22 protein-coding genes (1 of these 22 running past the window's edge) are annotated in these 21,973 nt (G+C 58.5%); 8 read left to right on the top strand and 14 right to left on the bottom strand.

The annotated features are described in order from the left end of the window. Positions 1 to 72 precede the first annotated feature (72 nt). The 3 genes from CRP02_RS25705 to chvI are packed head-to-tail and all read right to left on the bottom strand — an operon-like array spanning position 73 to position 3,098. On the bottom strand, positions 73 to 537 hold the full coding sequence (locus tag CRP02_RS25705; protein ID WP_097172658.1) for an HPr kinase/phosphorylase: 465 nt from the start codon (positions 535 to 537) through the stop codon (positions 73 to 75). Beyond that, the gene (gene chvG, locus CRP02_RS25710; RefSeq protein WP_013635194.1) at positions 527 to 2,317 is read right to left on the bottom strand and encodes a two-component system sensor histidine kinase ChvG; all 1,791 of its coding nucleotides are present in this window, start codon (positions 2,315 to 2,317) and stop codon (positions 527 to 529) included. The genes CRP02_RS25705 and chvG overlap by 11 nt, the downstream gene beginning before the upstream one ends. A gap of 52 nt (positions 2,318 to 2,369) precedes the next feature. After that, complete coding sequence (gene chvI / locus CRP02_RS25715) at positions 2,370 to 3,098, bottom strand: two-component system response regulator ChvI (RefSeq protein ID WP_097172933.1); 729 nt, start codon at positions 3,096 to 3,098, stop codon at positions 2,370 to 2,372. Between the two features lie 339 nt (positions 3,099 to 3,437). On the opposite strand from chvI, the gene CRP02_RS25720 reads away from it, so the two are divergent. The 3 genes from CRP02_RS25720 to lysM all read left to right on the top strand — a co-directional run bounded on the left by CRP02_RS25720 (position 3,438) and on the right by lysM (position 6,131). Then, entirely contained in the window at positions 3,438 to 5,048 is a 1,611-nt protein-coding gene (locus tag CRP02_RS25720) for a phosphoenolpyruvate carboxykinase (RefSeq protein WP_097172659.1), read from the top strand. A 112-nt stretch (positions 5,049 to 5,160) separates the two neighbouring features. Next, entirely contained in the window at positions 5,161 to 5,595 is a 435-nt protein-coding gene (gene arfB / locus CRP02_RS25725) for an alternative ribosome rescue aminoacyl-tRNA hydrolase ArfB (protein ID WP_097172660.1), read from the top strand. Positions 5,596 to 5,681: 86 nt separating this feature from the next. Then, positions 5,682 to 6,131: a peptidoglycan-binding protein LysM gene (gene lysM, locus CRP02_RS25730; protein WP_003516300.1), complete on the top strand. Its 450-nt coding sequence runs from the start codon at positions 5,682 to 5,684 to the stop codon at positions 6,129 to 6,131. A 48-nt stretch (positions 6,132 to 6,179) separates the two neighbouring features. Here the strand turns inward: lysM and coaA are convergent, their stop codons facing one another. From coaA to hisB, 7 genes are read right to left on the bottom strand one after another with little or no spacing between them, the layout of a single operon-like run. Next, on the bottom strand, positions 6,180 to 7,181 hold the full coding sequence (coaA, locus tag CRP02_RS25735; protein ID WP_019565929.1) for a type I pantothenate kinase: 1,002 nt from the start codon (positions 7,179 to 7,181) through the stop codon (positions 6,180 to 6,182). Further along, entirely contained in the window at positions 7,178 to 7,501 is a 324-nt protein-coding gene (locus tag CRP02_RS25740; RefSeq protein WP_003516295.1) for a phosphoribosyl-ATP diphosphatase, read from the bottom strand. Before CRP02_RS25740 ends, coaA begins: the two co-directional genes overlap by 4 nt. Positions 7,502 to 7,517: 16 nt before the next feature. Then, positions 7,518 to 8,294, bottom strand: a complete 777-nt coding sequence (gene hisF / locus CRP02_RS25745) for an imidazole glycerol phosphate synthase subunit HisF (protein ID WP_003516294.1) — start codon at positions 8,292 to 8,294, stop codon at positions 7,518 to 7,520. Continuing rightward, complete coding sequence (hisA, locus tag CRP02_RS25750) at positions 8,291 to 9,034, bottom strand: 1-(5-phosphoribosyl)-5-[(5-phosphoribosylamino)methylideneamino]imidazole-4-carboxamide isomerase (protein WP_097172661.1); 744 nt, start codon at positions 9,032 to 9,034, stop codon at positions 8,291 to 8,293. The genes hisF and hisA overlap by 4 nt, the downstream gene beginning before the upstream one ends. 1 nt (position 9,035) lies before the next feature. Next, entirely contained in the window at positions 9,036 to 9,686 is a 651-nt protein-coding gene (gene hisH / locus CRP02_RS25755; RefSeq protein WP_003516289.1) for an imidazole glycerol phosphate synthase subunit HisH, read from the bottom strand. A gap of 1 nt (position 9,687) precedes the next feature. Continuing rightward, positions 9,688 to 10,182, bottom strand: coding sequence for a DUF2628 domain-containing protein (locus CRP02_RS25760; protein WP_097172662.1), 495 nt, complete (start codon positions 10,180 to 10,182; stop codon positions 9,688 to 9,690). A 23-nt stretch (positions 10,183 to 10,205) separates the two neighbouring features. Next, complete coding sequence (hisB, locus tag CRP02_RS25765) at positions 10,206 to 10,802, bottom strand: imidazoleglycerol-phosphate dehydratase HisB (RefSeq protein ID WP_003516285.1); 597 nt, start codon at positions 10,800 to 10,802, stop codon at positions 10,206 to 10,208. A 203-nt stretch (positions 10,803 to 11,005) separates the two neighbouring features. Between hisB and hslV the strand changes: the two genes are divergently transcribed. The 4 genes from hslV (at position 11,006) to CRP02_RS25785 (ending at position 16,369) form a co-directional block, all read left to right on the top strand. Further along, positions 11,006 to 11,530 (top strand): ATP-dependent protease subunit HslV, encoded by a 525-nt coding sequence (gene hslV / locus CRP02_RS25770; RefSeq protein ID WP_003516283.1) that lies wholly within the window; start codon positions 11,006 to 11,008, stop codon positions 11,528 to 11,530. An 87-nt stretch (positions 11,531 to 11,617) separates the two neighbouring features. Continuing rightward, a complete protein-coding gene (gene hslU, locus CRP02_RS25775; protein WP_003516274.1) occupies positions 11,618 to 12,925 on the top strand; it encodes an ATP-dependent protease ATPase subunit HslU in 1,308 nt (435 codons plus the stop codon). Between the two features lie 188 nt (positions 12,926 to 13,113). Beyond that, the gene (locus CRP02_RS25780) at positions 13,114 to 14,079 is read left to right on the top strand and encodes a DUF1402 family protein (RefSeq protein ID WP_003516272.1); all 966 of its coding nucleotides are present in this window, start codon (positions 13,114 to 13,116) and stop codon (positions 14,077 to 14,079) included. A 121-nt stretch (positions 14,080 to 14,200) separates the two neighbouring features. Beyond that, positions 14,201 to 16,369 carry a malate synthase G gene (locus CRP02_RS25785; protein ID WP_097172663.1) on the top strand — a complete coding sequence of 723 codons (2,169 nt, stop codon included), beginning with the start codon at positions 14,201 to 14,203 and terminating at the stop codon, positions 16,367 to 16,369. Between the two features lie 153 nt (positions 16,370 to 16,522). Here the strand turns inward: CRP02_RS25785 and CRP02_RS25790 are convergent, their stop codons facing one another. Next, a complete protein-coding gene (locus CRP02_RS25790; protein ID WP_003516268.1) occupies positions 16,523 to 17,224 on the bottom strand; it encodes a L,D-transpeptidase in 702 nt (233 codons plus the stop codon). Between the two features lie 183 nt (positions 17,225 to 17,407). On the opposite strand from CRP02_RS25790, the gene CRP02_RS25795 reads away from it, so the two are divergent. After that, positions 17,408 to 17,893 (top strand): MmcB family DNA repair protein, encoded by a 486-nt coding sequence (locus CRP02_RS25795; RefSeq protein WP_097172664.1) that lies wholly within the window; start codon positions 17,408 to 17,410, stop codon positions 17,891 to 17,893. A gap of 59 nt (positions 17,894 to 17,952) precedes the next feature. On the opposite strand, the gene CRP02_RS25800 is transcribed toward CRP02_RS25795, so the two are convergent. The 3 genes from CRP02_RS25800 to hrpB form a co-directional block, all read right to left on the bottom strand. Then, positions 17,953 to 18,537 (bottom strand): ActR/PrrA/RegA family redox response regulator transcription factor, encoded by a 585-nt coding sequence (locus CRP02_RS25800; RefSeq protein WP_003516258.1) that lies wholly within the window; start codon positions 18,535 to 18,537, stop codon positions 17,953 to 17,955. Between the two features lie 67 nt (positions 18,538 to 18,604). Then, complete coding sequence (locus CRP02_RS25805) at positions 18,605 to 19,912, bottom strand: ActS/PrrB/RegB family redox-sensitive histidine kinase (RefSeq protein ID WP_075807707.1); 1,308 nt, start codon at positions 19,910 to 19,912, stop codon at positions 18,605 to 18,607. A 29-nt stretch (positions 19,913 to 19,941) separates the two neighbouring features. Continuing rightward, a protein-coding gene (gene hrpB / locus CRP02_RS25810; protein ID WP_097172665.1) for an ATP-dependent helicase HrpB crosses the window boundary here: on the bottom strand, positions 19,942 to 21,973 show its 3' portion. 455 nt of this gene lie beyond the right edge of the window; only the last 2,032 of its 2,487 coding nucleotides appear in the window; its start codon lies off the right edge, out of view; its stop codon occupies positions 19,942 to 19,944.

Genomic DNA, 21,973 nt, shown 5'->3' on the forward strand with positions numbered 1-21,973 from the left:
CCTGTCCATCGGTGGGATTTCATCTTGATGAGGAAAATGCGAATCGCAAGCCTAAAATCGCCTGAATCATGGTCACGTCACGTTCGTTTTAAAAAGATTTTGAGCAAGTGCAGCAAATTTTCCATAGGGCGTAAGACTGGAAAGCGGAATACGCAGAAGCGGAAGATGCCCGCCGCAGGGCAGCAACAACACCTCGTCATCTTCCGGAAGTCTTGGATTTTCCGGTGAAAGAACTGTCGTAACGGCGAAATTTAGTCCGGCGCTCGGGACGCTGTTTACGTTAACAATGCCGCTGCCGCGCAATTCCAGTAGTCCGGCTATTGCTTCCGGCCGCTCGCCGATGATGTTTTCGCCGTCGCGATACACGAAAATCTGATCATCCGCGATCAGTGCCGCCGGCAATCCGCACCGTTGCGCCTCCGTCAGAAAGCTGAAAGCAAGCTCGCTTTTGCCGCTGCCGGACGGTCCGGTGAAGAGAATGCCGGTGTTGTCGACGACAATGGCGGTTGCGTGCAGGTTGAAGCGTTCAGCGTTCATGGGTTTCGGCCGCCGGCAGCGACAGGGTGAAGCGCGCGCCTGATATCACGCCGTATTTGTCGACGACATTTTCCGCCCTGAGGCTGCCGCCATGGGCTTCGGCGATCTGGCGGCTGATGGAAAGGCCAAGGCCGGAATTCTGGCCGAAACCTTCGCTTGCCGGTCGGTCGGTGTAGAAGCGCTCGAAAATCCGGTCGATATCCTCGGCCTGAATGCCGGGGCCATTGTCTTCCACCTGCACGATGCAGCGGTCCTTGTGACGGGAAAGGCGCACGGTGATGCGGCCGCTTTCCTCGGAAACAAAAGAGCGCGCATTCTCGATCAGGTTGGTGACGATCTGCCCGATGCGAAGATCGTGGCCGTTCACGACGAAGGAGGTTTTGGCTCCCGCCTTCCGGTCGGCCACATAGTCGATCGCCACGCTCTTTTTCTTTGTGCTGATCTGGCGGGAGATATCCACCAGACCCTTCATAAGAACGTCGAGATCCAGCGGCGATGCATCGACGCGCGCCAGTTCGGCATCGAGCCGTGAGGCATCCGAAATATCGCTGATCAGGCGGTCGAGGCGGCGGACATCGTGGAAGATGATTTCGGTCAGCCGCTGTTTGGACTCTTCCGTCTTGGCACGCGGCAGGGTTTCCACGGCGCTGCGCAGCGAAGTCAGCGGGTTCTTGAGCTCGTGGCTGACATCGGCGGCGAAACTTTCGATCGCGTCGATACGGTCGTAAAGCGCCGTCGTCATTTCACGAAGCGCTATGGAAAGGTTGCCGATTTCATCCTGACGCGCCGAAAAGTCCGGTATCTCCTCGCGGGTTCTCGCTCCGCGGCGCACGCGGATCGCAGCCGCCGAAAGCCGCCGGAGCGGCGTGGCAATGGTGGAGGATAACAACAGGGAAAGTACGATGTTGACCAGCGTGGCGATGCCGAACACGCGCATGATGGCAAGGCGCTCCGCATGCACGATCTTGTCGATATCGCCGGCCTGCGTGGACAGGAGCAGAACCCCGAGCACGGCCCGGAAGCGCTGCACCGGCACGGCGACCGAAACGATCAGCTCACCCTTTTCGGTAACGCGAACGACTGCGCCGCGCACGCCGGTCAGCGCATTCATCACCTCCGGATAGATCGAGCCGTCGCCACCCGGCGCTTCCTTGTATTGCGGCAGGCTGCTCGGTTGCAGCATGCGGTTGAACATGCTGGTGAACCATTCACCCCAGGTCTGGGTTTCCGGCGTCACCGGCGGCAGATCGAAGCGCAAGACCTGGCCGCGTGAATAGAGATGGCGGGAATCGAGAAGCAGGTTGGCATCGGCATCGAAAAGTCGCGCACGGGTCCGTGTCGGCGAAATCAGCCGGCGCAGCACCGGCGCCACCCGTTCCGGATTGATCGGGAAACTCAAGTCCTCGTCATTGGGGGCGGGCGTGATGCTTTGCCCCGCCTGCAATTCCAGCAGCTTTTCCGGATTGATGGTGATGGAGTTGGTATCCACCGAGGCGGAGGCCGAGATTGCGCCGGCGATGATCTCGCCCTGCGTCAAAAGGCTTTCCACACGCGCATCGATCAGCCCCTCGCGGAACTGGTTGAGGTAGAGAATGCCGCCGACCAGAACGACCGTCGCGGCCACGTTGAAGAAGAGGATGCGGCGCGTGAGGCTGGAAAACACCGCATTGCCAAAAATGCGTCGGACGATCGTCAGCGGATGGATACGATGGCGGCGTTCGCTGCCGCGATCTTCGGCATCGTCACTGTCCGAGACGGTTTCCGGCGTTTTCTTCAACAAGTCTATGTCCTCGCCACCACAATTCCGGTGGTCTCTCCCGATTGCGGCTCGTTCAAGCCGCTTCGCGGAAGCGATATCCTACGCCATAAAGCGTTTCAATCATATCGAAGTCACCATCGACCAGTTTGAACTTCTTGCGAAGGCGCTTGATGTGGCTGTCGATCGTGCGGTCGTCAACATAGACCTGTTCGTCGTAGGCCGCATCCATCAACGCGTCGCGGCTTTTCACCACGCCCGGCCGCTGTGCAAGTGAATGCAGGATAAGGAATTCGGTAACGGTCAGCGTCACCGGCTCGCCCTTCCAGGTGCAGGTGTGACGCTCCTGATCCATGGCCAGTTGGCCGCGTTCGAGCGTGCGCGCCTGTTGATCAGCCGTCGGCTTCAGCGTGCTGCTGCCGGTCGTAGCGGAAGCCTCGCGGCTGCTGGCGCGGCGCAGGATGGCCTTGACGCGTTCCACCAGAAGGCGCTGCGAGAAGGGTTTTGTGATGAAATCGTCAGCACCCATCTTCAGGCCGAACAATTCGTCGATCTCTTCATCCTTGGAGGTCAGGAAGATAACCGGAATATCCGACTTCTGGCGAAGACGCCGCAAAAGTTCCATGCCGTCCATGCGCGGCATCTTGATGTCGAAAATGGCGAGCTGCGGCGGACGGGCAATCAGTCCGTCAAGCGCGGAGGCGCCGTCCGTATACGTTTCGACCCGGTAGCCTTCGGCTTCGAGCGCGATCGATACCGAAGTGAGAATATTCCGGTCGTCGTCGACAAGCGCGATCGTCTGCATGTAGTTGGTCTCCATCGTCATTTTCTCATAACTCCCGACATCCACCCAGCCAAGGTTGCGCGCCGCGAGCCACTCTCATGAGTATAAAGGTGGAACAAATTGTGGCAAAGGAAAACTCACAACCAAATCGCCTGGTGTGACTAGGCCAATTCCGGGAAAACGCCGCAGTTGGATTCTAATGCGTCTTCAACCGATTTAAAAAGAAATAAAATCTTTTAAATCGATTAATATATTGAAATCACTAAGTTATTTAAAGTTTCACTCTTGCGTTTCTAAAAGCCGCCACGTATTTTCCGTGAAAATTTCAACGGCCTTATCGTCATTTACAAGGAACGCGTCATGAACGAGCTTGGGGTTCATAATCCTGCCAATGGAGTTGCGGAACTCGGACTGGGCGAGGCCTCCCGCGTCTTTTATAACCTCAACGAAAGCGAATTGTACGAAGAGGCGATCCGCAACGGTGAGGCCGAGCTGACGGCGGATGGTGCGTTGCGCGCCGTTACCGGTCAGCATACGGGCCGTTCTCCGAAGGACAAATTCGTCGTCCGCGATGCTTCCACCGAAGACACTATCTGGTGGGACAACAACAAGCCGCTGTCGCCGGAAAACTTCGAGCTGCTGCGTCAGGACATGCTTGCGCACGCCGCCGGCAAGACGCTCTATGTTCAGGATCTGATCGGCGGTGCCGATGAGGACAACGCCCTGTCGACCCGTGTCGTCACTGAGCTTGCCTGGCATTCGCTGTTCATCCGCAACCTGCTCATCCGCCCGAAGCGGGAGAAACTGGCAGGCTTCAAACAGAAGCTGACCATCATCAATCTGCCGAGCTTCAAGGCTGATCCGGCGCGTCACGGCGTCCGTTCGGAAACCGTCATCGCCTGCGATCTCACCAATGGTCTCGTCCTCATCGGCGGTACCTCCTATGCCGGTGAAAACAAGAAGTCGGTCTTCACGGTGCTGAACTACCTGCTTCCGGCCAAGGGCGTCATGCCGATGCATTGCTCGGCCAATGTCGGTCCCGAGGGTGATTCCGCCGTGTTCTTCGGACTGTCCGGCACCGGCAAGACCACGCTGTCGGCTGATCCGTCGCGTACGCTGATCGGCGACGATGAGCATGGCTGGGGCGAACACGGCATCTTCAATTTCGAAGGCGGCTGCTACGCCAAGGCGATCAAGCTGTCGGCCGAAGCCGAGCCGGAAATCTATGCCGCGACCCGCCGTTTCGGCACCGTTCTCGAAAACGTCGTGCTGGATGAAAACCGTGTTCCCGATTTCAACGATAACTCGCTGACGGAAAACACCCGCAGTGCCTATCCGCTGCACTTCATTCCGAATGCATCGGAAACGGGCATTGCCGGTCATCCGAAGACCATCATCATGCTGACGGCGGATGCCTTCGGCGTGCTGCCGCCGATTGCCCGGCTGACGCCTGAACAGGCCATGTACCACTTCCTTTCCGGTTACACGGCAAAGGTCGCAGGCACGGAAAAAGGCGTGACTGAGCCGGAAGCGACATTCTCCACCTGCTTCGGCGCCCCCTTCATGCCGCGCCACCCGGCGGAATACGGCAACCTGCTGCGCGAGCTGATCGGCAAGCATGGCGTCGACTGCTGGCTGGTCAACACCGGCTGGACCGGCGGTGCTTACGGCATCGGCAAGCGTATGCCCATCAAGGCGACCCGCGCGCTTCTGACGGCAGCCCTCACCGGCGAGCTGAAGGGTGCCGAATTCCGCACCGATGCGAATTTCGGTTTCGCCGTGCCTCTGTCGCTGGAAGGCGTCGATGCCGCAATCCTCGACCCGCGTTCGACCTGGGCCGACGGCGCAGCTTATGACGCGCAGGCGAAGAAGCTTGTGTCGATGTTCGTTACGAACTTCACCAAGTTCGAAGATCACGTCGACAGCAAGGTGCGCGATGCGGCACCGGGTCTGCTGCTCGCGGCAGAATGAATAAGCCTCGTTTATGAGGAGGAGGAGAACCCGGCCTTGTGCCGGGTTCTTTCGTTTCGTCCCTTGTTTTCATTTTTCGCGATCTGTGGCATCACCGGCGCGGAGAAAAAACATGGCCAGCGCCCCGCTTTACATCAGCAACCGAATTACCATCGCCGGCTGGGAGCTGACGGAGCAATTCGTGCTGGCCGGCGGGCCGGGTGGCCAGAATGTCAACAAGGTCTCGACGGCGGTTCAGCTGTTTTTCGACATCGCCAGTTCTCCCTCCCTGCCGGAGCGTGTGAAGGCGAATGCCCTGCGTCTGGGCGGGCGGCGTGTTTCGAAAGAAGGCGTGGTCATGATCGAGGCGAGCCGGTTTCGAAGCCAGGAGCGCAATCGCGAAGACGCGCGTGAACGGCTGAAGGAACTGATCCTTGAAGCGGCAGCGCCGCCGCCGCCGGCGCGCAAGGCCACCAAGCCGACCAAGGGTTCCGTCGAGCGCCGCCTCAAGGAGAAATCCGGCCGGTCGGATGTCAAGAAAATGCGTGGCAAGCCATCAGGCGACTAGGTCGCAGCTGGATGGCAAAATGTTTCGCACTTGTCATAGAGCTTCAGATATCGTCTGGTAGACCTCCTACAACCAAGGAGGGTGCTATGGGTCTGTTCAATTTCATCAAGGAAGCGGGAAAGAAGCTTGGTATCGGTGGTGATGATGCCCCCGATGTCGAAGCCGTCAAAAAAGAACTCGCTTCCCACGATCTCGGCACCGACAAGGTTCAGGTCGAGGTGGTGAACGATAAGGTCGTTCTGAAGGGCGAAGTGGCCGACCAGTCGATTTTCGAAAAGGCTGTCATCGCCGTTGGCAATACGCTCGGCATTTCCAAGGTCGAGGCCGGCGAGCTGACGGTGGCAGAAGCGCCGGCGAAGGAACCCGTTTTCTACACGGTCAAGAAGGGCGACAATCTCTGGAAGATCGCTGAAGCCCAGTACGGCAAGGCAAATGGCGGCAAGAACAACATCATCTTCGAAGCCAACAAGCCGATGCTGACCCATCCGGATAAAATCTATCCCGGTCAGGTTCTGCGTATTCCAGACCTTGCGTAATAACGGATTTTAACCGCTGCGATGGAGATGCCGCTTTTGCGGCATCTTTCACAACTTGCGAAGCGCCACCGTGTCGATCAGGTGGTTTTTGCCCTTGCGCAGGATAAGATCGGCGCGTGGACGCGTGGGCACGATGTTCTGGCGCAGGTTCTTCAGGTTGATGTTCTGCCAGAGGCCCTCGGCAATGCTGAGCGCCGCCTCTTCGCTGATCGACGCATAGCGATTGAAGAATGAATTCGGATCCCGGAAGGCGGTTTGCCGCAGATTCATGAACCGGTTCACATACCAGTTGTGAATGAAGTCCTCATCCGCATCGATGTAGATCGAGAAATCGAAGAAGTCGGAAACGATCGGCACGATCCGCCCGCCCGCCGGCAGGTCGCGTGATTGCAGCACGTTAATGCCTTCGAAGATCAGGATATCCGGCTGGTCGATGACAGTGAATTCGTTGGGCAGCACGTCATAGGTCAGGTGCGAGTAGCGTGGCGCCTTCACATTCGGCTGGCCCGCCTTGATCGCCGAGAGGAAACGCAGCAGCGCACCGATGTCGTAGCTTTCCGGAAAGCCCTTGCGCTCCATCAGGTTTTCGCGCCGCAGCACCTCGTTCGGGTAAAGAAACCCGTCGGTAGTGATGAGATCGACCTTCGGGCTGGAAGGCCAGCGGGCCAGAAGCTCCTTCAGGATACGCGCCGTTGTCGATTTTCCAACGGCTACCGACCCGGCAATGCCGATGACGAAGGGCGTCTTGTTGACATCCGCCATGTTCAGGAAGCGGTTGCGCTGTTCGAACAGCAGCTGCGATGCTTCCACATGCGATGACAGGAGGCGTGACAGCGACAGATAGATACGCCGCACTTCGTCCAGATCGATCGGGTCGTCCAGCGAACGCAGTCTTTTGACCTCGTCGGCGGAAAGGGTGAGTGGTGTGTCGGCGCGAAACTTTGCCCATTCTTCCGAGCTGAAGAAGTGATAAGGCGAATATTCATCCGGGCGGAAATGATCGAGTGTGCTCGGCATGCCTCTCTCCCCGCTGCCTGCCTTGACATTCATGATGTCGGCCTCGCTGCCTTTTCCGCAAGTCCGGTCTGTCCGGTCCGGCGCTCCAGCTCGGCAAAGACGTCGGCAAGGGGAATGTCGGCGATCTTCAGCACCACCAGCAGGTGATAAAGCAGATCGGCGGCCTCGTTTTTCAGCCCGTCGCGGTCTTTTGCGATGGCGGCGATGACGGCCTCAACCGCCTCTTCGCCCAGTTTTTTCGCCGCACGTTCCTGGCCCGCCGCAACAAGTTTGGCCGTCCAGGATTCATCGGGAGAGGCGGCGGCGCGTGTCGCGACGATGCGTTCCAGATCGGAAAGGGAAAATGCGCTCATGGAAAGGTTCCTGCAATCAGTCGAGACGCATGGCGATGCCATGCTCGGCCATGTAGCTCTTGGCTTGTCCGATCGAATAGGTGCCGAAGTGGAAGATGGAAGCGGCAAGCACTGCGGTCGCATGGCCATCGCGAACGCCGGCTACCAGATCATCCAGCGTTCCGACGCCACCCGAGGCGATGACGGGCACGCGAACCTGATCGGCAATGCTGCGTGTCAGGCCGATATCGTATCCGCTTTTGGTGCCATCGCGGTCCATCGAGGTGACGAGCAGTTCGCCGGCACCGCGTTCGACCATCTTGATGGCAAATTCCACGGCGTCGATCCCGGTCGGCTGACGTCCGCCATGAGTGAAGATTTCCCAGCGCCCGTCTTCCCCGTCCTTCGAAACCCGCTTGGCGTCGATGGAGACGACGATACACTGGTTGCCGAATTTGTCGGCAGCCTGCGCGACGAAATCAGGATCCTTCACCGCTGCTGAATTGATGGAGACCTTGTCTGCACCGCAGAGAAGCAGCTTGCGGATGTCAGCCACGGCGCGAACGCCGCCGCCGACGGTCAGCGGCATGAAGCAATGGTCGGCCGTGCGCGATACCACGTCGAAAATCGTGTCGCGATTGTCGGACGAGGCAGTGATGTCGAGAAAGCAGAGTTCGTCCGCTCCCGCCGCATCATAGGCCTTTGCCGCCTCGACTGGGTCGCCGGCGTCGATAAGATCGACGAAGTTCACGCCCTTGACGACTCGGCCATCTTTCACATCGAGGCAGGGAATAACGCGGGCTTTGAGGGTCATGCGCTTACCTCCTTGGCAGCCTTGATGAGGGCGAGCGCCTCGGCAGGATCGATGCGCCCGTCATAAAGCGCGCGGCCTGAAATTGCGCCCTCTAGCTTTGCGGCATCCGGCTGCAACATGCGCTTGATGTCGTCGATGGAGGCAAGGCCGCCGGAGGCGATGACCGGGATCGACACGGCATCTGCCAGTTCGAGCGTCGAGGCCCAGTTGATGCCGGCCAGAATGCCGTCGCGATCGATATCGGTGTAGATGATGGCGGCAACGCCGGCACCTTCGAAACGTTTGGCAAGTTCGATGACACCGAGTTCTGAGGCTTCCGCCCAGCCTTCCACGGCAACCTTGCCGCCCTTGGCGTCGATGCCGACGGCAACCTGACCGGGGAAACGCTTGCAGGCTTCGATAACCAGAACGGGATCGCGCACCGCCACGGTGCCGAGAATGACGCGGGCAAGCCCACGGCTCAGCCACGCCTCAATATGATCGAGAGTGCGGATGCCGCCGCCAAGCTGCACCGGGTTTGTCGTGGCCTTGAGAATGGCATCGACCGCTTCGCCATTCACCGTCTGGCCCGCGAAGGCGCCGTTGAGATCGACGGCATGCAGCCACTCGAAGCCTTGGTCCTCGAAGGACTTCGCCTGTGCGCCGGGGTCGGTATTGTAAACGGTTGCCTGCTCCATATCGCCGAGTTTCAGGCGAACGCACTGGCCGTCTTTAAGATCGATTGCGGGAAAAAGAATCATGTCAGGGCTTCCAGCGCAGAAAATTTGAAATCAGGGCGAGGCCGAGCGTCTGGCTTTTTTCCGGGTGGAACTGCGCGCCAGCCATATTGTCGCGACCAACGAAAGCCGTCATCGCGCCACCGTAATTGGTGGTGGCGATGACATCCGCCGGATGTTTCGCCGCCAGATGATAGGAATGCACGAAATAGGCATGCAAGCCGTCAGCGCCGGTCCTGATACCGTCGAACAGGGGATGCTGATGCCGGATTTCCAGCGTATTCCAGCCAATCTGCGGGATTTTAAGCGTCGGATCGGAGGGCGTCATTTCAATGACATCGCCTTCGATCCAGCCAAGCCCCGTGCTGACAGTCTTTTCGAGACCGCGCGAAGACATCAGCTGCATTCCGACGCAGATGCCGAGGAAGGGATGGGCTTTTTTCTCGACCGCTTCGATGAGCGCCTCATGCATGCCGGGCACAGCTTCGAGACCGGCGCGGCAATCGGCATAGGCGCCGACGCCTGGCAGGACGATGCGGTCCGCAGATGCGACGTGATCCGGCTTATCGGTCAGGTCGATGGTTGCATTGATGCCGGCTTCGCGGGCGGCGCGCTCGAACGCCTTGGTGGCCGAACGCAGGTTGCCAGAACCGTAGTCGATAATCGCGACGCGCATGTCAGCGCCTTCCATTCAAGTCGAAAAGAAACGATCCGGAGGGATCGTTGACGAAGTTTTTGTCACCGCTCTTCTGCGGCGAGGGGGTCCATACCGGCTGCGACAGCTGTCCCGACGGCTCGGTATTTTCGGAAAGATCGGAGAAATATATCTCTTCGGCACTCGAAAGATCAGGGGCGGAAATGACCGAGGTCATCTGCCAGCCCTTGCCGATCAGGTGCCGGACGAGAAAATCGCGCCCCTCCAGTGCAGTGATGAGGGCAATGGCGAGGCCGCACAAAATTCCCACCGGTTCGAATCCGGGTAACATTGATGCCCAACCGGCCAGAACAAGCACTGCAAATACGACGATCGCGGCCAGCCACATCCGGTTTACGGCCAGCCACAGCCAGGGCGCAATAAGTGCCAGCCAGACGAAACGGTCTGCTATGAAGCGGGTCGTCTTGTGGTCTCTGTCCGGCCCGTTGGGGGCTTCCAGAACGAGATAGCTTGTCATGGGCTTCCTGACAGCTTTGGCGGTCAGGCCAGCATGCCCTTTGTCGAGGGAACGCGGCCTGCCTGCCGGGGGTCGATCTCGGTTGCCGCGCGAAGAACGCGGGCAACGGCCTTGAAGCATGTTTCGGCGATATGATGGTTGTTGGCGCCGTAATGGTTCAGGATATGCAGCGTGATGCCGGCATTCTGGGCCAGCGCCTGAAAGAATTCACGCACAAGCTCGGTGTCGAATGTGCCGATCTTCGGCGCGGAGAAGTTGACATTCCACACGAGGAAGGGACGGCCGGAAATATCCACGGCAGCCTTGGTCATCGTCTCATCCATGGCAAGATCGAGCGAGGCGTAGCGGGTAATGCCGCGCCTGTCACCCAACGCCTTCGCGATGGCCTGGCCGATGGCGATGCCGGTATCTTCCACCGTATGGTGATCATCGATATGCAGGTCACCTTGAACCTCGATATCCATGTCGATCAGCGAATGGCGGCTCAGCTGGTCCAGCATATGATCGAAAAATCCCACGCCAGTGGAAATTGTCGACTTGCCGGTGCCGTCGATATCCACGCGCACCGAAACCGAGGTTTCGTTGGTCTTGCGGATGATCTCGCCTTTACGTTCTGCCATCTGTGGCCGCTCCGTGAAAATGTCGCCGTTCCTTATCAGCACGAGACACAAATATCCAGTTGTTCCATCGTCTTGCATGATCTGCGCAAAACAGTGCAGTGCGGGCAGGATTTGCAATCGTGAAAAGCAAACTTACATAGATGCCGAGAAGGGCCGGATGCCGGCCCGTTAACCGCAGGCCCGGCAGGGCAGACAGGTGTTTGATGACAACGATTATTACAGTCAGGAAGGGCGGCAAGGTCGTCATGGCTGGCGATGGTCAGGTAAGTCTTGGCCAGACCGTCATGAAGGGCAACGCCCGCAAGGTTCGACGCATTGGCAAGGGTGAAGTGATTGCCGGTTTTGCCGGCGCAACGGCGGATGCCTTCACGCTGCTCGACCGTCTCGAAAAGAAACTCGAGCAATATCCCGGTCAGCTCATGCGCGCGGCCGTAGAGCTTGCAAAGGACTGGCGCACGGATAAATATCTGCGCAACCTCGAAGCCATGATGCTGGTGGCCGACAAATCCACGACACTCGCCATCACCGGTAATGGTGACGTGCTGGAGCCTGAACATGGCGCGATCGCCATCGGCTCCGGCGGCAACTACGCCTTTGCCGCTGCCCGCGCCATGATGGATACGGACAAGTCGGCAGAGGAGGTGGCGCGCAAGTCGCTCGATATCGCCGCCGATATCTGTGTTTACACCAACCATAACCTCGTCATCGAAACCCTCGACGCCGAGTAAGCATATTTCTCACCCCCATTTCTCACCCAAGGGTCCTGTGGGCCGGGCCAGAATGGCCGGCCGGAACAGGAAAGCCGAGAGGACAGAATGACCACTTTTTCTCCCCGGGAAATTGTCTCGGAACTGGATCGCCACATCATCGGCCAGCATGATGCGAAACGTGCGGTCGCGATTGCGCTGCGCAACCGTTGGCGTCGCCAGCAGCTTGATGAGAGCCTGCGCGACGAAGTCATGCCGAAAAACATCCTGATGATCGGACCGACCGGTGTCGGCAAGACGGAGATTTCCCGCCGTCTCGCCAAGCTTGCCGGCGCGCCCTTCATCAAGGTCGAAGCGACCAAATTTACCGAAGTCGGTTATGTCGGTCGCGATGTCGAGCAGATCATCCGCGATCTGGTCGAGATCGGCATTGGCCTCGTGCGTGAAAAGAAGCGCGCGGAAGTACAGGCCAAGGCGCATCAGAGCGCCGAAGAGCGGGTGCTCGACGCACTGGTCGGATCGACCGCCTCACCCGCGACACGTGAGAGCTTCCGCAAGAAGCTGCGCGACGGCGAGCTGGACGACAAGGAAATCGACATCGAAGTGGCCGACAGCGGTTCGGGCATGCCCGGTTTTGAAATCCCCGGCATGCCGGGCGCCAATATCGGCGTTCTCAACCTGTCGGAAATGTTCGGCAAGGCGATGGGCGGACGTACCAAGAAGGTGCGCACCACGGTTTCGAAATCCTATACCGATCTCGTTCGCGACGAATCCGACAAGCTGCTCGACAATGACATGATCCAGCGCGAAGCGGTAAAGTCGGTGGAAAATGACGGCATCGTCTTTCTCGATGAGATCGACAAGATCGCCGCCCGCGATGGCGGCATGGGTGCCGGCGTCTCGCGTGAAGGCGTGCAGCGCGATCTTCTGCCGCTCGTTGAAGGCACGACCGTCTCGACCAAATACGGGCCGGTGAAAACCGACCACGTTCTGTTCATCGCATCCGGCGCGTTCCATGTGGCAAAGCCGTCCGACCTTCTGCCGGAGCTTCAGGGCCGCCTGCCTATCCGTGTCGAGCTGAAGCCGCTGACGAAGGAGGATTTCCGCCGTATCCTGACAGAGACGGAAGCAAGCCTCATCCGCCAGTACAAGGCGCTGATGGCGACGGAAGAACTCGATCTCGACTTCACGGACGATGCGATCGACGCTCTGGCCGACGTGGCCGTTCATCTCAACTCGTCGGTCGAGAATATCGGTGCGCGCCGCCTGCAGACGGTGATGGAGCGTGTTCTCGACGAGATTTCCTTCAATGCACCCGATCGTGGTGGCTCTGCCGTCAAGATCGATCAGGAATATGTCAAAAAGCACGTCGGCGATCTTGCCGCCGATACGGATTTGTCCCGCTATATTCTCTGAGTATCTTGGAGAGCAAAGACACGAGAGTGCGGCCACATTTGCCGCACTCTTTTATTTTATGGCCTTGTCTCGCATTCAGCCCCCTTTTTGTTTATGGGAAAGGCTGCATTCCGGTTGGAACCGCTTTATGGAATGGTCCGGTTTTCTCTTGGTTCGGGAGAGGTCGGCTTGAGAAAAGGCATTCGCTCGTGCGCAAAACTCTTCTGGCATTTGCCGCCGCTCTGACGTTCACCGTCGTCTCGTCTTCTTATGCCGAGGCCGCGACGGTCGTCCCGCCTGGCAATCGCAATGCCGAGCAGCCGGGCATTCCCGGGGCGTCCGCACGTCGAACCAAGGGTTCCAATACGTCTTTCGAGCGTAAATACCAGAAGGTGATCGACCTCCTGTCTTCCGACAAGGCACTGATCGGCAAGATCAAGTCTACCGCCGGGCGCTACGGTATCGATCCGATCCACATGATCGGGGCGATTGTCGGCGAGCATACCTATAACGTCGACGCCTATGACCGCCTGCAATCCTATTATGTCAAGGCTGCCTCCTATGCCGGCAGCAGCTTCCGTTTCGGCTACAAGGACGAAACCATCGCGCAGTTTCTGACGCATTCGCAATTTGCCAGGTGCCAGTCGAAAAAGGATTCCTATAGCCTTTGGAACTGTCGGGAAGACGTCTGGGACGACAGCTTCCGCGGCAAGACGGTAGATGGCGTTGCCTATCCGAACAATCGTTTCAGCGCCGTATTTTTCCAGCCCTTTTATGCCGGACAGACCTTCGGTCTCGGCCAGATCAATCCGCTGACGGCATTGATGTTGTCCGACATGGTGTCGAAAACCTCAGGTTATGAAAAGCTCGACGAAAACGATGCGACCGCCGTTTATACCGCGATCATGGACCCGGATCGCTCGCTCGCCTTTATGGCAGCCTCCATCCGCAAATCGATCGACGACTACAGGTCGATTGCCGACATGGATGTTTCCAAAAATCCTGGTGTAACATCCACGCTTTATAATGTCGGCGGATCCGCGCAGCGCGCTGCCGCGCTCGCCCAGAAGAATCGTCAGCGCGCCGCAGGTGGGGAACAGCCGCTTTTGCCCGAAGAAAACTATTACGGCTGGCTGGTGAACGACCGCATCAAGGATTTGCAGGCGCTTTTGTAGAAAAAGACGATTATCGTCGGCATTCTTTCCAAAACGGAAATAATATTTGGTTGCCTCTCGCAATTGACGAGCGCCTGCCTCAGCGTCCAATCTGCGCCCTTAAGATAAAGAGGAGGCGCATGTGAGCCGCACCAATAAATTCGGTCTTTCCATTGATGACAGGCTTTATGCTTTTTTGACGGATGACGTTCTGCCGGGCACGGGTCTTGATGCAGAAATCTTCTTCGAAGGCTTTTCGGCCATTGTCCACGAGCTTTCCCCGAAAAATCGTGAATTGCTCGCAAAGCGCGACGCCTTGCAGGAAAAACTGGATGGCTGGTACCGGCAGAATGGCGCCCCGACGGATTTTGATGTCTATGAGGGCTTCCTGAAGGAAATTGGCTATCTGCTGCCGGAAGGACCCGGCTTCAAGGTCGAAACCAGCAACGTCGATTCGGAAATTGCCGCTGTCGCAGGCCCGCAGCTTGTCGTGCCGGTCATGAATGCCCGTTATGCGCTGAACGCCGCCAATGCCCGCTGGGGTTCGCTTTACGATGCGCTTTACGGCACGGATGCCATTTCTGATGCCGACGGTGCGGAAAAGGGCAAGGGCTATAATCCGAAACGCGGCGAAAAGGTCATTGCCTGGGCGCGGAACTTCCTCAACGAATCAGCTCCGCTCGAAACGGCAGGCTGGTCGGATGTGACCGGCTTCAAGATCGTTGACGGCCTCTTGCAGCTTGCAATCGGTGACAGCAAAACGGGCCTGAAAGATGCCGAGCAATTCAAGGGCTTTACCGGCGATGCGGAAAAGCCGGCAACGATCCTGCTTGGCAAAAATGGTCTGCACACCGAGATCGTCATCGATCCCTCGACGGAAATCGGCAAGGGTGACAAGGCGGGCATCTCGGATGTCATTCTCGAATCGGCGCTGACAACCATCATGGACTGCGAGGATTCCGTTGCTGCTGTTGATGCCGAGGACAAGGTGCTGGTTTATGGCAACTGGCTTGGCCTGATGCGTGGCGACCTGACGGAGAAGGTTTCCAAGGGCGGTAACACCTTCACCCGTAGTCTCAACCCGGATCGTTATTACACCGCCCCCGATGGCGGAGCACTTACTCTGCCAGGGCGCTCCCTGATGCTGGTGCGCAATGTCGGTCACCTCATGACCAATCCGGCGATCCTCGACAAGGATGGCCGCGAGGTTCCGGAAGGCATCATGGACGCCGTCGTCACAGCGCTGATTGCGCTCTACGATGTCGGCCCCTCCGGCCGTCGCCAGAATTCCCGCGCCGGATCCATGTATGTCGTCAAGCCGAAGATGCATGGGCCGGAGGAAGTCGCCTTTGCCAACGAGATTTTCACGCGGGCCGAAAAGCTTGTCGGCATGGCGCCGAACACCATGAAAATGGGCATCATGGACGAGGAACGCCGCACCACGGTCAACCTCAAGGAAAGCATTCGCGCGGCGAAAGACCGCGTCGTCTTTATCAATACCGGCTTCCTCGACCGCACGGGCGACGAAATTCATACCTCGATGGAAGCGGGTCCGATGATCCGCAAGGGCGATATGAAACAGGCGGCCTGGATTGCGGCTTACGAGAACTGGAACGTCGATATCGGTCTGGAATGCGGCCTTTCCGGCCATGCGCAGATCGGTAAGGGCATGTGGGCCATGCCTGACCTGATGGCCGCCATGCTGGAGCAGAAGATCGCGCATCCGAAGGCAGGCGCCAACACCGCCTGGGTACCTTCACCCACGGCTGCGACGCTGCATGCCACGCACTATCACAAGGTCGATGTCTCAGCCGTTCAGGACGACCTGAAAAGCCGGGGCCGGGCAAAACTCTCCGATATTCTATCGGTGCCGGTCGTGCCGCGTCCCAATTGGACGCCCGAGGAAATCCAGCGCGAACTCGACAACAACGCGCAGGGCATTCTGGGTTATGTCGTGCGCTGGGTCGATCAGGGCGTCGGCTGCTCCAAGGTGCCTGACATCAACAATGTCGGACTGATGGAGGACCGCGCCACGCTACGCATCTCCGCGCAGCATATGGCAAACTGGCTACGCCATGGTGTGGTCACGCAAGAGCAGATCGTTGAGACCATGAAACGCATGGCCGCCGTGGTTGATAGCCAAAATGCCGGAGATCCGGCCTATCTGCCGATGGCGTCCAACTTTGAAGGATCGGTTGCTTTTCAGGCCGCCGTCGAACTTGTGCTGAAAGGCCGGGAGCAGCCTAACGGTTATACGGAACCGGTTCTGCACCGCCGTCGCCTCGAACTGAAGGCGAAGCAGGCGGCTTGAGGCCGACAGGCACTCCAGAGCACGTCTTGTCTGAACGGAATGTTCGACGTGCTCTACCTTAAAACCGCTATGCACTTTTACTGGGAATGCTCCAGAAACAAAAAAGCCGCCGGGAATTCCACGGCGGCTTTTTTCTTTGTCTGGTATCTGATCTTACTGGATCACGACAACCTTGGTGCTGCGGCCGGGACGGACGCGGCTGTAAAGGTCGATGACGTCCTGGTTGATCATGCGGATGCAGCCGGAAGAGGCGGCGGTGCCGATCGATGCCCATTCAGGCGAACCGTGGATACGGAATAGCGTGTCCTGTCCCTTTTCGTTGAAGAGATACATGGCGCGCGCGCCGAGCGGGTTGGAAAGACCCGGACCCATGCCTGCCTCGACATACTTGGCGACTTCCGGCTTACGGTCGGCCATTTCCTTCGGCGGATGCCACATCGGCCATTCCTGCTTCCAGGCGACATAGGCTTCACCGGCCCAGGCAAAACCAGCCTTGCCAACGCCGATGCCGTAACGAACTGCGCGGTTGCCGGGCAGGATATAATAAAGGAAACGCTCACGCGTATTGACGATGATCGTGCCCGGCCGTTCGTTATTCTGGAATTCGACGATCTGACGACGGAACTTCTCGTTCACACGATTGATCGGGATAGCGGGAAGCGCATAGCCCGCGTCGGTCACAGGGCCGTAAACATCGTTGAAGATCTGGACGGTTTCGACCTTTGCCGGAACCGGGTTAGCGACCGGCACTGACGCCGCTACCTGGCCGGATGATTGGGATGTGGTTTCGGCGCAGCCGGCCAGAGCCAGTGCTGCCGTCAGACCGAGTGCAGTCAATGAGGTACGGATGCGCATATCGTTCTCGCGGAAAATTCGCCAAATTGTGCGAAGGAGTAGGCTTAATTGGATAAATCGGTTATTTTCCATTAAGCCGTTCTTGGCAAGCCGATACGCTGCTGCAGGACGAATGTGACTTTAAAATTGCCGGTTGATTGCCTTTTTGCAACAATAGGCCAAACGCCTCAGCAGCCTTTATCCATGACTATTCTTTCGCTTACCAACAATAATCCGTTAATCGACGGTCGCCAGTCGGACAAGGCGATGCTGGTGCGCCGTGGCGTTCAGGTGCTTTTGCACGAGATGCGACATTCGGTTTTGCCGGAACTGCCGCTTGCAAGCGGACGAAGGGTCGATCTCATCAGCCTTTCGGCAAAGGGTGAAATCTGGATTATCGAAATCAAATCCTCGATCGAGGACTTCCGTGTCGATCGCAAATGGCCGGAATACCGCCTGCATTGCGACCGGCTGTTTTTCGCCACCCATCCGGAAGTGCCGGTCGAAATCTTTCCGGAAGAATGTGGGCTTATCCTGTCGGATGGCTATGGCGCCCATATGCTTCGCGATGCGCCGGAGCATAAATTACCGCCCGCAACCCGCAAATCGGTGATGCTGGATTTCTCGAGAACCGCTGCAACCCGGCTGATGCTGGCGGAGTGGACGACCGGGCGCAGCTTCGGAGAGTGATGCCCGGTTTCAGCCTATTTCCAGATGTAAAACCGCTTCGCACTTCTACTGTAAATGCTCTACTTCGGCGCGCGTTTCGCCAGAATGCGCTGCAGCGTTCTCCGGTGCATGTTAAGCCGGCGGGCGGTTTCCGAGACGTTGCGCTCGCACATTTCATAAACGCGCTGAATATGCTCCCAACGCACCCGGTCTGCGGACATCGGGTTTTCGGGCACTTCAGTCTTTTCACCCTTGCGCTGCGTCAGCGCATTGAAGACATCGTCCGCATCGGCCGGTTTGGCAAGATAATCCAGCGCCCCAAGCTTCACGGCGGTAACGGCGGTTGCGATATTGCCGTAGCCGGTCAGGACGACAATCTGCGTATCGTCCCGGTACTGCCGAATGGCTTCGATGACCTCGAGACCATTGCCATCTGTAAGCCGCAAATCAACGACCGCATATTTGGGCGGCGCAGCCTTGGAACGGGCAATGCCTTCGCTGACCGTCTCGGCGGTATCGACTATAAATCCGCGTGTTTCCATGGCCCGGGCAAGCCGGCGCAGGAAGGGACCGTCGTCATCGACGATCAGCAGCGATCTGTCAGCTCCGATCGGGTCGTCGTCATCCGTTGTCGCGCTGATGGGGGTCTGGTCTTCTGTCGTCATGTCTCAGGCCTTTCGGCAACTTAGTCGGCTTTTTCTTCTTATCGCCGCTTCCACGTGGATGGTAAAGTCAACGGTCTCTTTTATCGTCCATAAGCGCTCGAGGCCAGACGATTGTGACCCGCGCTCCGGTTCCGCTCAAACCGCGATTTTCGAAGGTAACCGTGGCGCCGGAGCGTTCCAGCAATGTCTTTGCAATGAACAGCCCGAGTCCCAGCCCTCCCGCCCGCGTGTCGTTGTGACGTTCGGTCACATAGGGTTCACCAATGCGGGCAAGCACGTCATGGGCATAACCCGGTCCATCATCCTCAATGGTGACGGCGACATTCTGCGAATCGTAGTCCACGGTCACGGTCACTTTTTCCCGCGCATAGTCCACGCCGTTTTCGATGAGATTGCCCAGCCCGTAAATAACGCCGGCATTCCGGATGCCAACCGGCTCGTCGATCCGGTTGTTCTTTTCGACGAGGTCGAGACGGATGCCGAATTCCCGGTGCGGCGCCATCACCTCCTCAATCAGCGAGGAAAGCGGCAGGCGGCGCATATGTTCTTCATCATCGGTGGAAAGTGATGTAAGGCGGCGCAGAATATCACGGCATCTTTCGCTCTGGCTGCGCAGCAGCGCTATGTCTTCGCCAAACCTTTCATCATTTCCGAGTTCCCGTTCCATTTCCTTGGCGACGACGCTGATTGTCGCCAGCGGCGTGCCCAGCTCGTGTGCTGCAGCGGCGGCCAGACCGTCTAGCTGCGAGAGATGTTTTTCCCGCTCCAGCACCAGTTCGGTCGCAGCCAGCGCATCGGCCAGCTGATTGGCCTCGTGCGAAACGCGATAGGCATAAAAGGCCGCGAAAGAGGTCGTGGCAATGATCGCGACCCAGGTGCCCACATGCAGCAGAAGCTGGATCGGCAGCACCTCACCGGGATACCAAGGAACCGGAAACGGCGAAAAAGCGATTGCCGTCGAGCAGATGACGGCAAAGGCGAGCAGAATAAGCGAGTGCCGAAGCGGCTGCGACGCGAAGGCGATGATGACCTGCACGCAGATCAGCGGTGCGAAAGGATTGGAAAGACCGCCGGTGATGTAGATGAGCGCCGTCAATTGCAGCAGGTCGAATGCCAGCAGCAATGTCGCTTCCCAGGGCTCCAGACGATAGGTGGAGGGAAAACGCGCAGTGAGAAACAGGTTGGCAAGCGCCAGTGCACCGATCAAAAGGCTGCAAGCCAGAAGTGGCAGGGGGAAGTTCAAGCCGAAAGCAACAAGCAGGATCGTCGCACTTTGCCCGGCCACCGCTAGCCAGCGCAACCATACGATGGTTTGCAGCCTTATCCTGCGGCTGGCGCGGCCAAGCCTTGTTGTTTCGATCGGATGGCCAGCCACCTTCATCTCCTTTGTGCTTTTCATCGTCATCACGTTCCGCGCGGTTTTGCGCGGCTGGTCGGCAATGCCGATGCCGGGTCCTCAGGCCATGGATGGCGCGGATACCTCCCGCGCATGTCCGCCCGCACATCTTTCCACGATCCTGCCCAGAAACCGGGAAGATCGCGTGTCGTCTGTATCGGCCTGTGCGCCGGCGAGGTCAATTCCAGCAGCAGCGGCAACCGCCCCTGCGCGATGGCGGGATGAGCTGTCAGCCCGAAAAGCTCCTGCACACGAATGGAAAGCGTCGGTTCGCTGGCATCGTAACGAATAGGATGTCGCTGGCCCGTCGGCGCTTCGAAATGCGTCGGCGCAAGCCTGCCCAGATCGCGTGCGACCTCATAAGGCACCAGGGCTAAAAGTCCTTCGGAAAGGCTGCCGGGTCGGATATCCTGAAGGCTGCGGGCGCCGTGCTGGAAGGGCACGAACCATTCATCCAGCCGTAAAAGCAATGCAGCATCGCTGACATCCGGCCAGGGGTCGCCGATGCTGGCATTCAGAAAGCCTATTCTGTCGCGCAACTGCTGGGTTTCTTTTGTGAACGGAAGAATTCCTACACCAAATTCCCTAACGCCGTTGGCAAGTGCCTGCGCCGCCTGTTCGCCCTCCGGGCGGGGCAGGGGCGTTTCGTCGAGGATGATGGCGCCTAGGCGCGTGACGCGGCGTGCACGCGCCTGACCGCTTGCCTTGTCAAACAGCAGCTGATCCTGCTGCACGATAAGATGCGGCATCCGCTCTTCTATATCGGTACGCTCGATGCTTGCTGCGGAAAGGATGCGCGGCTGTGCCGCACGCCCGGTAATATCGGCAACCACCAGCATCCTGCTTGCCGCCAGCCGTTCGGTTTCGGCAAGTTCTGCACCCCGGCCGTTCGCCATCACATAACGACCGCGCGCTCCTCGCTGAAGCGCAATCCGGTCCGGATAGGCGTGCAGCAGCAAGGGGCCGGCCTCGCTTGGCTGTTCATTCATAGTCTGCGCATCGCCGATCGCATCTAGAAGTCTCGAAGCCAGCTTGCGTGCCGCTTGCGCCCTTTCGCTTCTCTCGGAAAGAAAGCGGCGCAATCTTTCATCGAGATCAATGTCGGTTCCGCCCAGTCCCTGTTCGGTCAGCATGACAGCGAGCATCGCCGCCTTTTTTCCCGCACCTTCGCTCCCCGCTGCAATTACCATTGCCGCAAGCCGTGGCGGTAGTGAGAGGCTGCGCATCAGGTGGCCGCGTCGCGTCAGCGCGCCGCTTTCATCGAGTGCGCCCAGGTTTTTGAGAAGCGCGATCGATTCCTTCAATGCCGCTTCGGGAGGGGCATCCAGAAATGAAAGCGCGGAAGGATCATGAACGCCCCAATGGGCGAGATCGAGTGCAAGGCCGGAAAGATCGCTCGCCAGAATTTGCGGTGGCGTGAAGGCGTTGAGCGCCGCCGTCTGTCCCGGATGCCACAGGCGGATCGCAACGCCGGGTTCCGTTCGTCCGGCTCGGCCCGCCCGCTGATCGGCGGAGGCGCGGGAAACCCGCACTGTCTCCAGTCTCGTGATTCCCGTTGCCGGTTCGAAAACCGGTAGTCGCTGCAACCCGCTGTCAATCACCACACGCACGCCGTCTATGGTGATCGATGTTTCTGCGATCGATGTGGCCAGCACGATCTTGCGCCGTCCGGCCGGTGCCGGCTTGATCGCCGCATCCTGCTCCTTTTGCGAAAGATTGCCGTAAAGCGGGATGATGTCTGTATCGTCGGAAAAACGCCCCTCCAGCCGGTTGGCCGTGCGGGTAATTTCCGCCTGTCCCGGAAGGAAGGCAAGAATGGAGCCTGTTTCCGATGCATGGGCTTCGGTAATCGCCTTTGTGACTTTCTCTTCGACCGGCACACCCTGCCAGCGGTCCTCGTAGCTGATGTCGATTGGATATGTGCGGCCGAGGCTCTGAATGACAGGGGCATCGCCCATCAGCGCACTGATGCGTTCCACATCAAGGGTGGCGGACATCACGAGGATGCGCAGATCGTCTCGCAGTCCCTCCTGAACGTCG

The sequence above is a fragment of the Rhizobium sp. AN5 genome (assembly GCF_900215255.1).
GTDB lineage: Bacteria > Pseudomonadota > Alphaproteobacteria > Rhizobiales > Rhizobiaceae > Agrobacterium > Agrobacterium tumefaciens.

What these genes read in the sequence shown, in the direction of transcription:
- CRP02_RS25705 (WP_097172658.1), bottom strand. Translation starts at nt 537, where the DNA reads ATGAACGCTGAACGCTTCAACCTGCACGCAACCGCCATTGTCGTCGAC.
- chvI (WP_097172933.1), bottom strand. Translation starts at nt 3,098, where the DNA reads ATGCAGACGATCGCGCTTGTCGACGACGACCGGAATATTCTCACTTCG.
- CRP02_RS25720 (WP_097172659.1), top strand. Translation starts at nt 3,438, where the DNA reads ATGAACGAGCTTGGGGTTCATAATCCTGCCAATGGAGTTGCGGAACTC.
- arfB (WP_097172660.1), top strand. Translation starts at nt 5,161, where the DNA reads ATGGCCAGCGCCCCGCTTTACATCAGCAACCGAATTACCATCGCCGGC.
- lysM (WP_003516300.1), top strand. Translation starts at nt 5,682, where the DNA reads ATGGGTCTGTTCAATTTCATCAAGGAAGCGGGAAAGAAGCTTGGTATC.
- coaA (WP_019565929.1), bottom strand. Translation starts at nt 7,181, where the DNA reads ATGAATGTCAAGGCAGGCAGCGGGGAGAGAGGCATGCCGAGCACACTC.
- CRP02_RS25740 (WP_003516295.1), bottom strand. Translation starts at nt 7,501, where the DNA reads ATGAGCGCATTTTCCCTTTCCGATCTGGAACGCATCGTCGCGACACGC.
- hisF (WP_003516294.1), bottom strand. Translation starts at nt 8,294, where the DNA reads ATGACCCTCAAAGCCCGCGTTATTCCCTGCCTCGATGTGAAAGATGGC.
- hisA (WP_097172661.1), bottom strand. Translation starts at nt 9,034, where the DNA reads ATGATTCTTTTTCCCGCAATCGATCTTAAAGACGGCCAGTGCGTTCGC.
- hisH (WP_003516289.1), bottom strand. Translation starts at nt 9,686, where the DNA reads ATGCGCGTCGCGATTATCGACTACGGTTCTGGCAACCTGCGTTCGGCC.
- CRP02_RS25760 (WP_097172662.1), bottom strand. Translation starts at nt 10,182, where the DNA reads ATGACAAGCTATCTCGTTCTGGAAGCCCCCAACGGGCCGGACAGAGAC.
- hisB (WP_003516285.1), bottom strand. Translation starts at nt 10,802, where the DNA reads ATGGCAGAACGTAAAGGCGAGATCATCCGCAAGACCAACGAAACCTCG.
- hslV (WP_003516283.1), top strand. Translation starts at nt 11,006, where the DNA reads ATGACAACGATTATTACAGTCAGGAAGGGCGGCAAGGTCGTCATGGCT.
- hslU (WP_003516274.1), top strand. Translation starts at nt 11,618, where the DNA reads ATGACCACTTTTTCTCCCCGGGAAATTGTCTCGGAACTGGATCGCCAC.
- CRP02_RS25790 (WP_003516268.1), bottom strand. Translation starts at nt 17,224, where the DNA reads ATGCGCATCCGTACCTCATTGACTGCACTCGGTCTGACGGCAGCACTG.
- CRP02_RS25795 (WP_097172664.1), top strand. Translation starts at nt 17,408, where the DNA reads ATGACTATTCTTTCGCTTACCAACAATAATCCGTTAATCGACGGTCGC.
- CRP02_RS25800 (WP_003516258.1), bottom strand. Translation starts at nt 18,537, where the DNA reads ATGACGACAGAAGACCAGACCCCCATCAGCGCGACAACGGATGACGAC.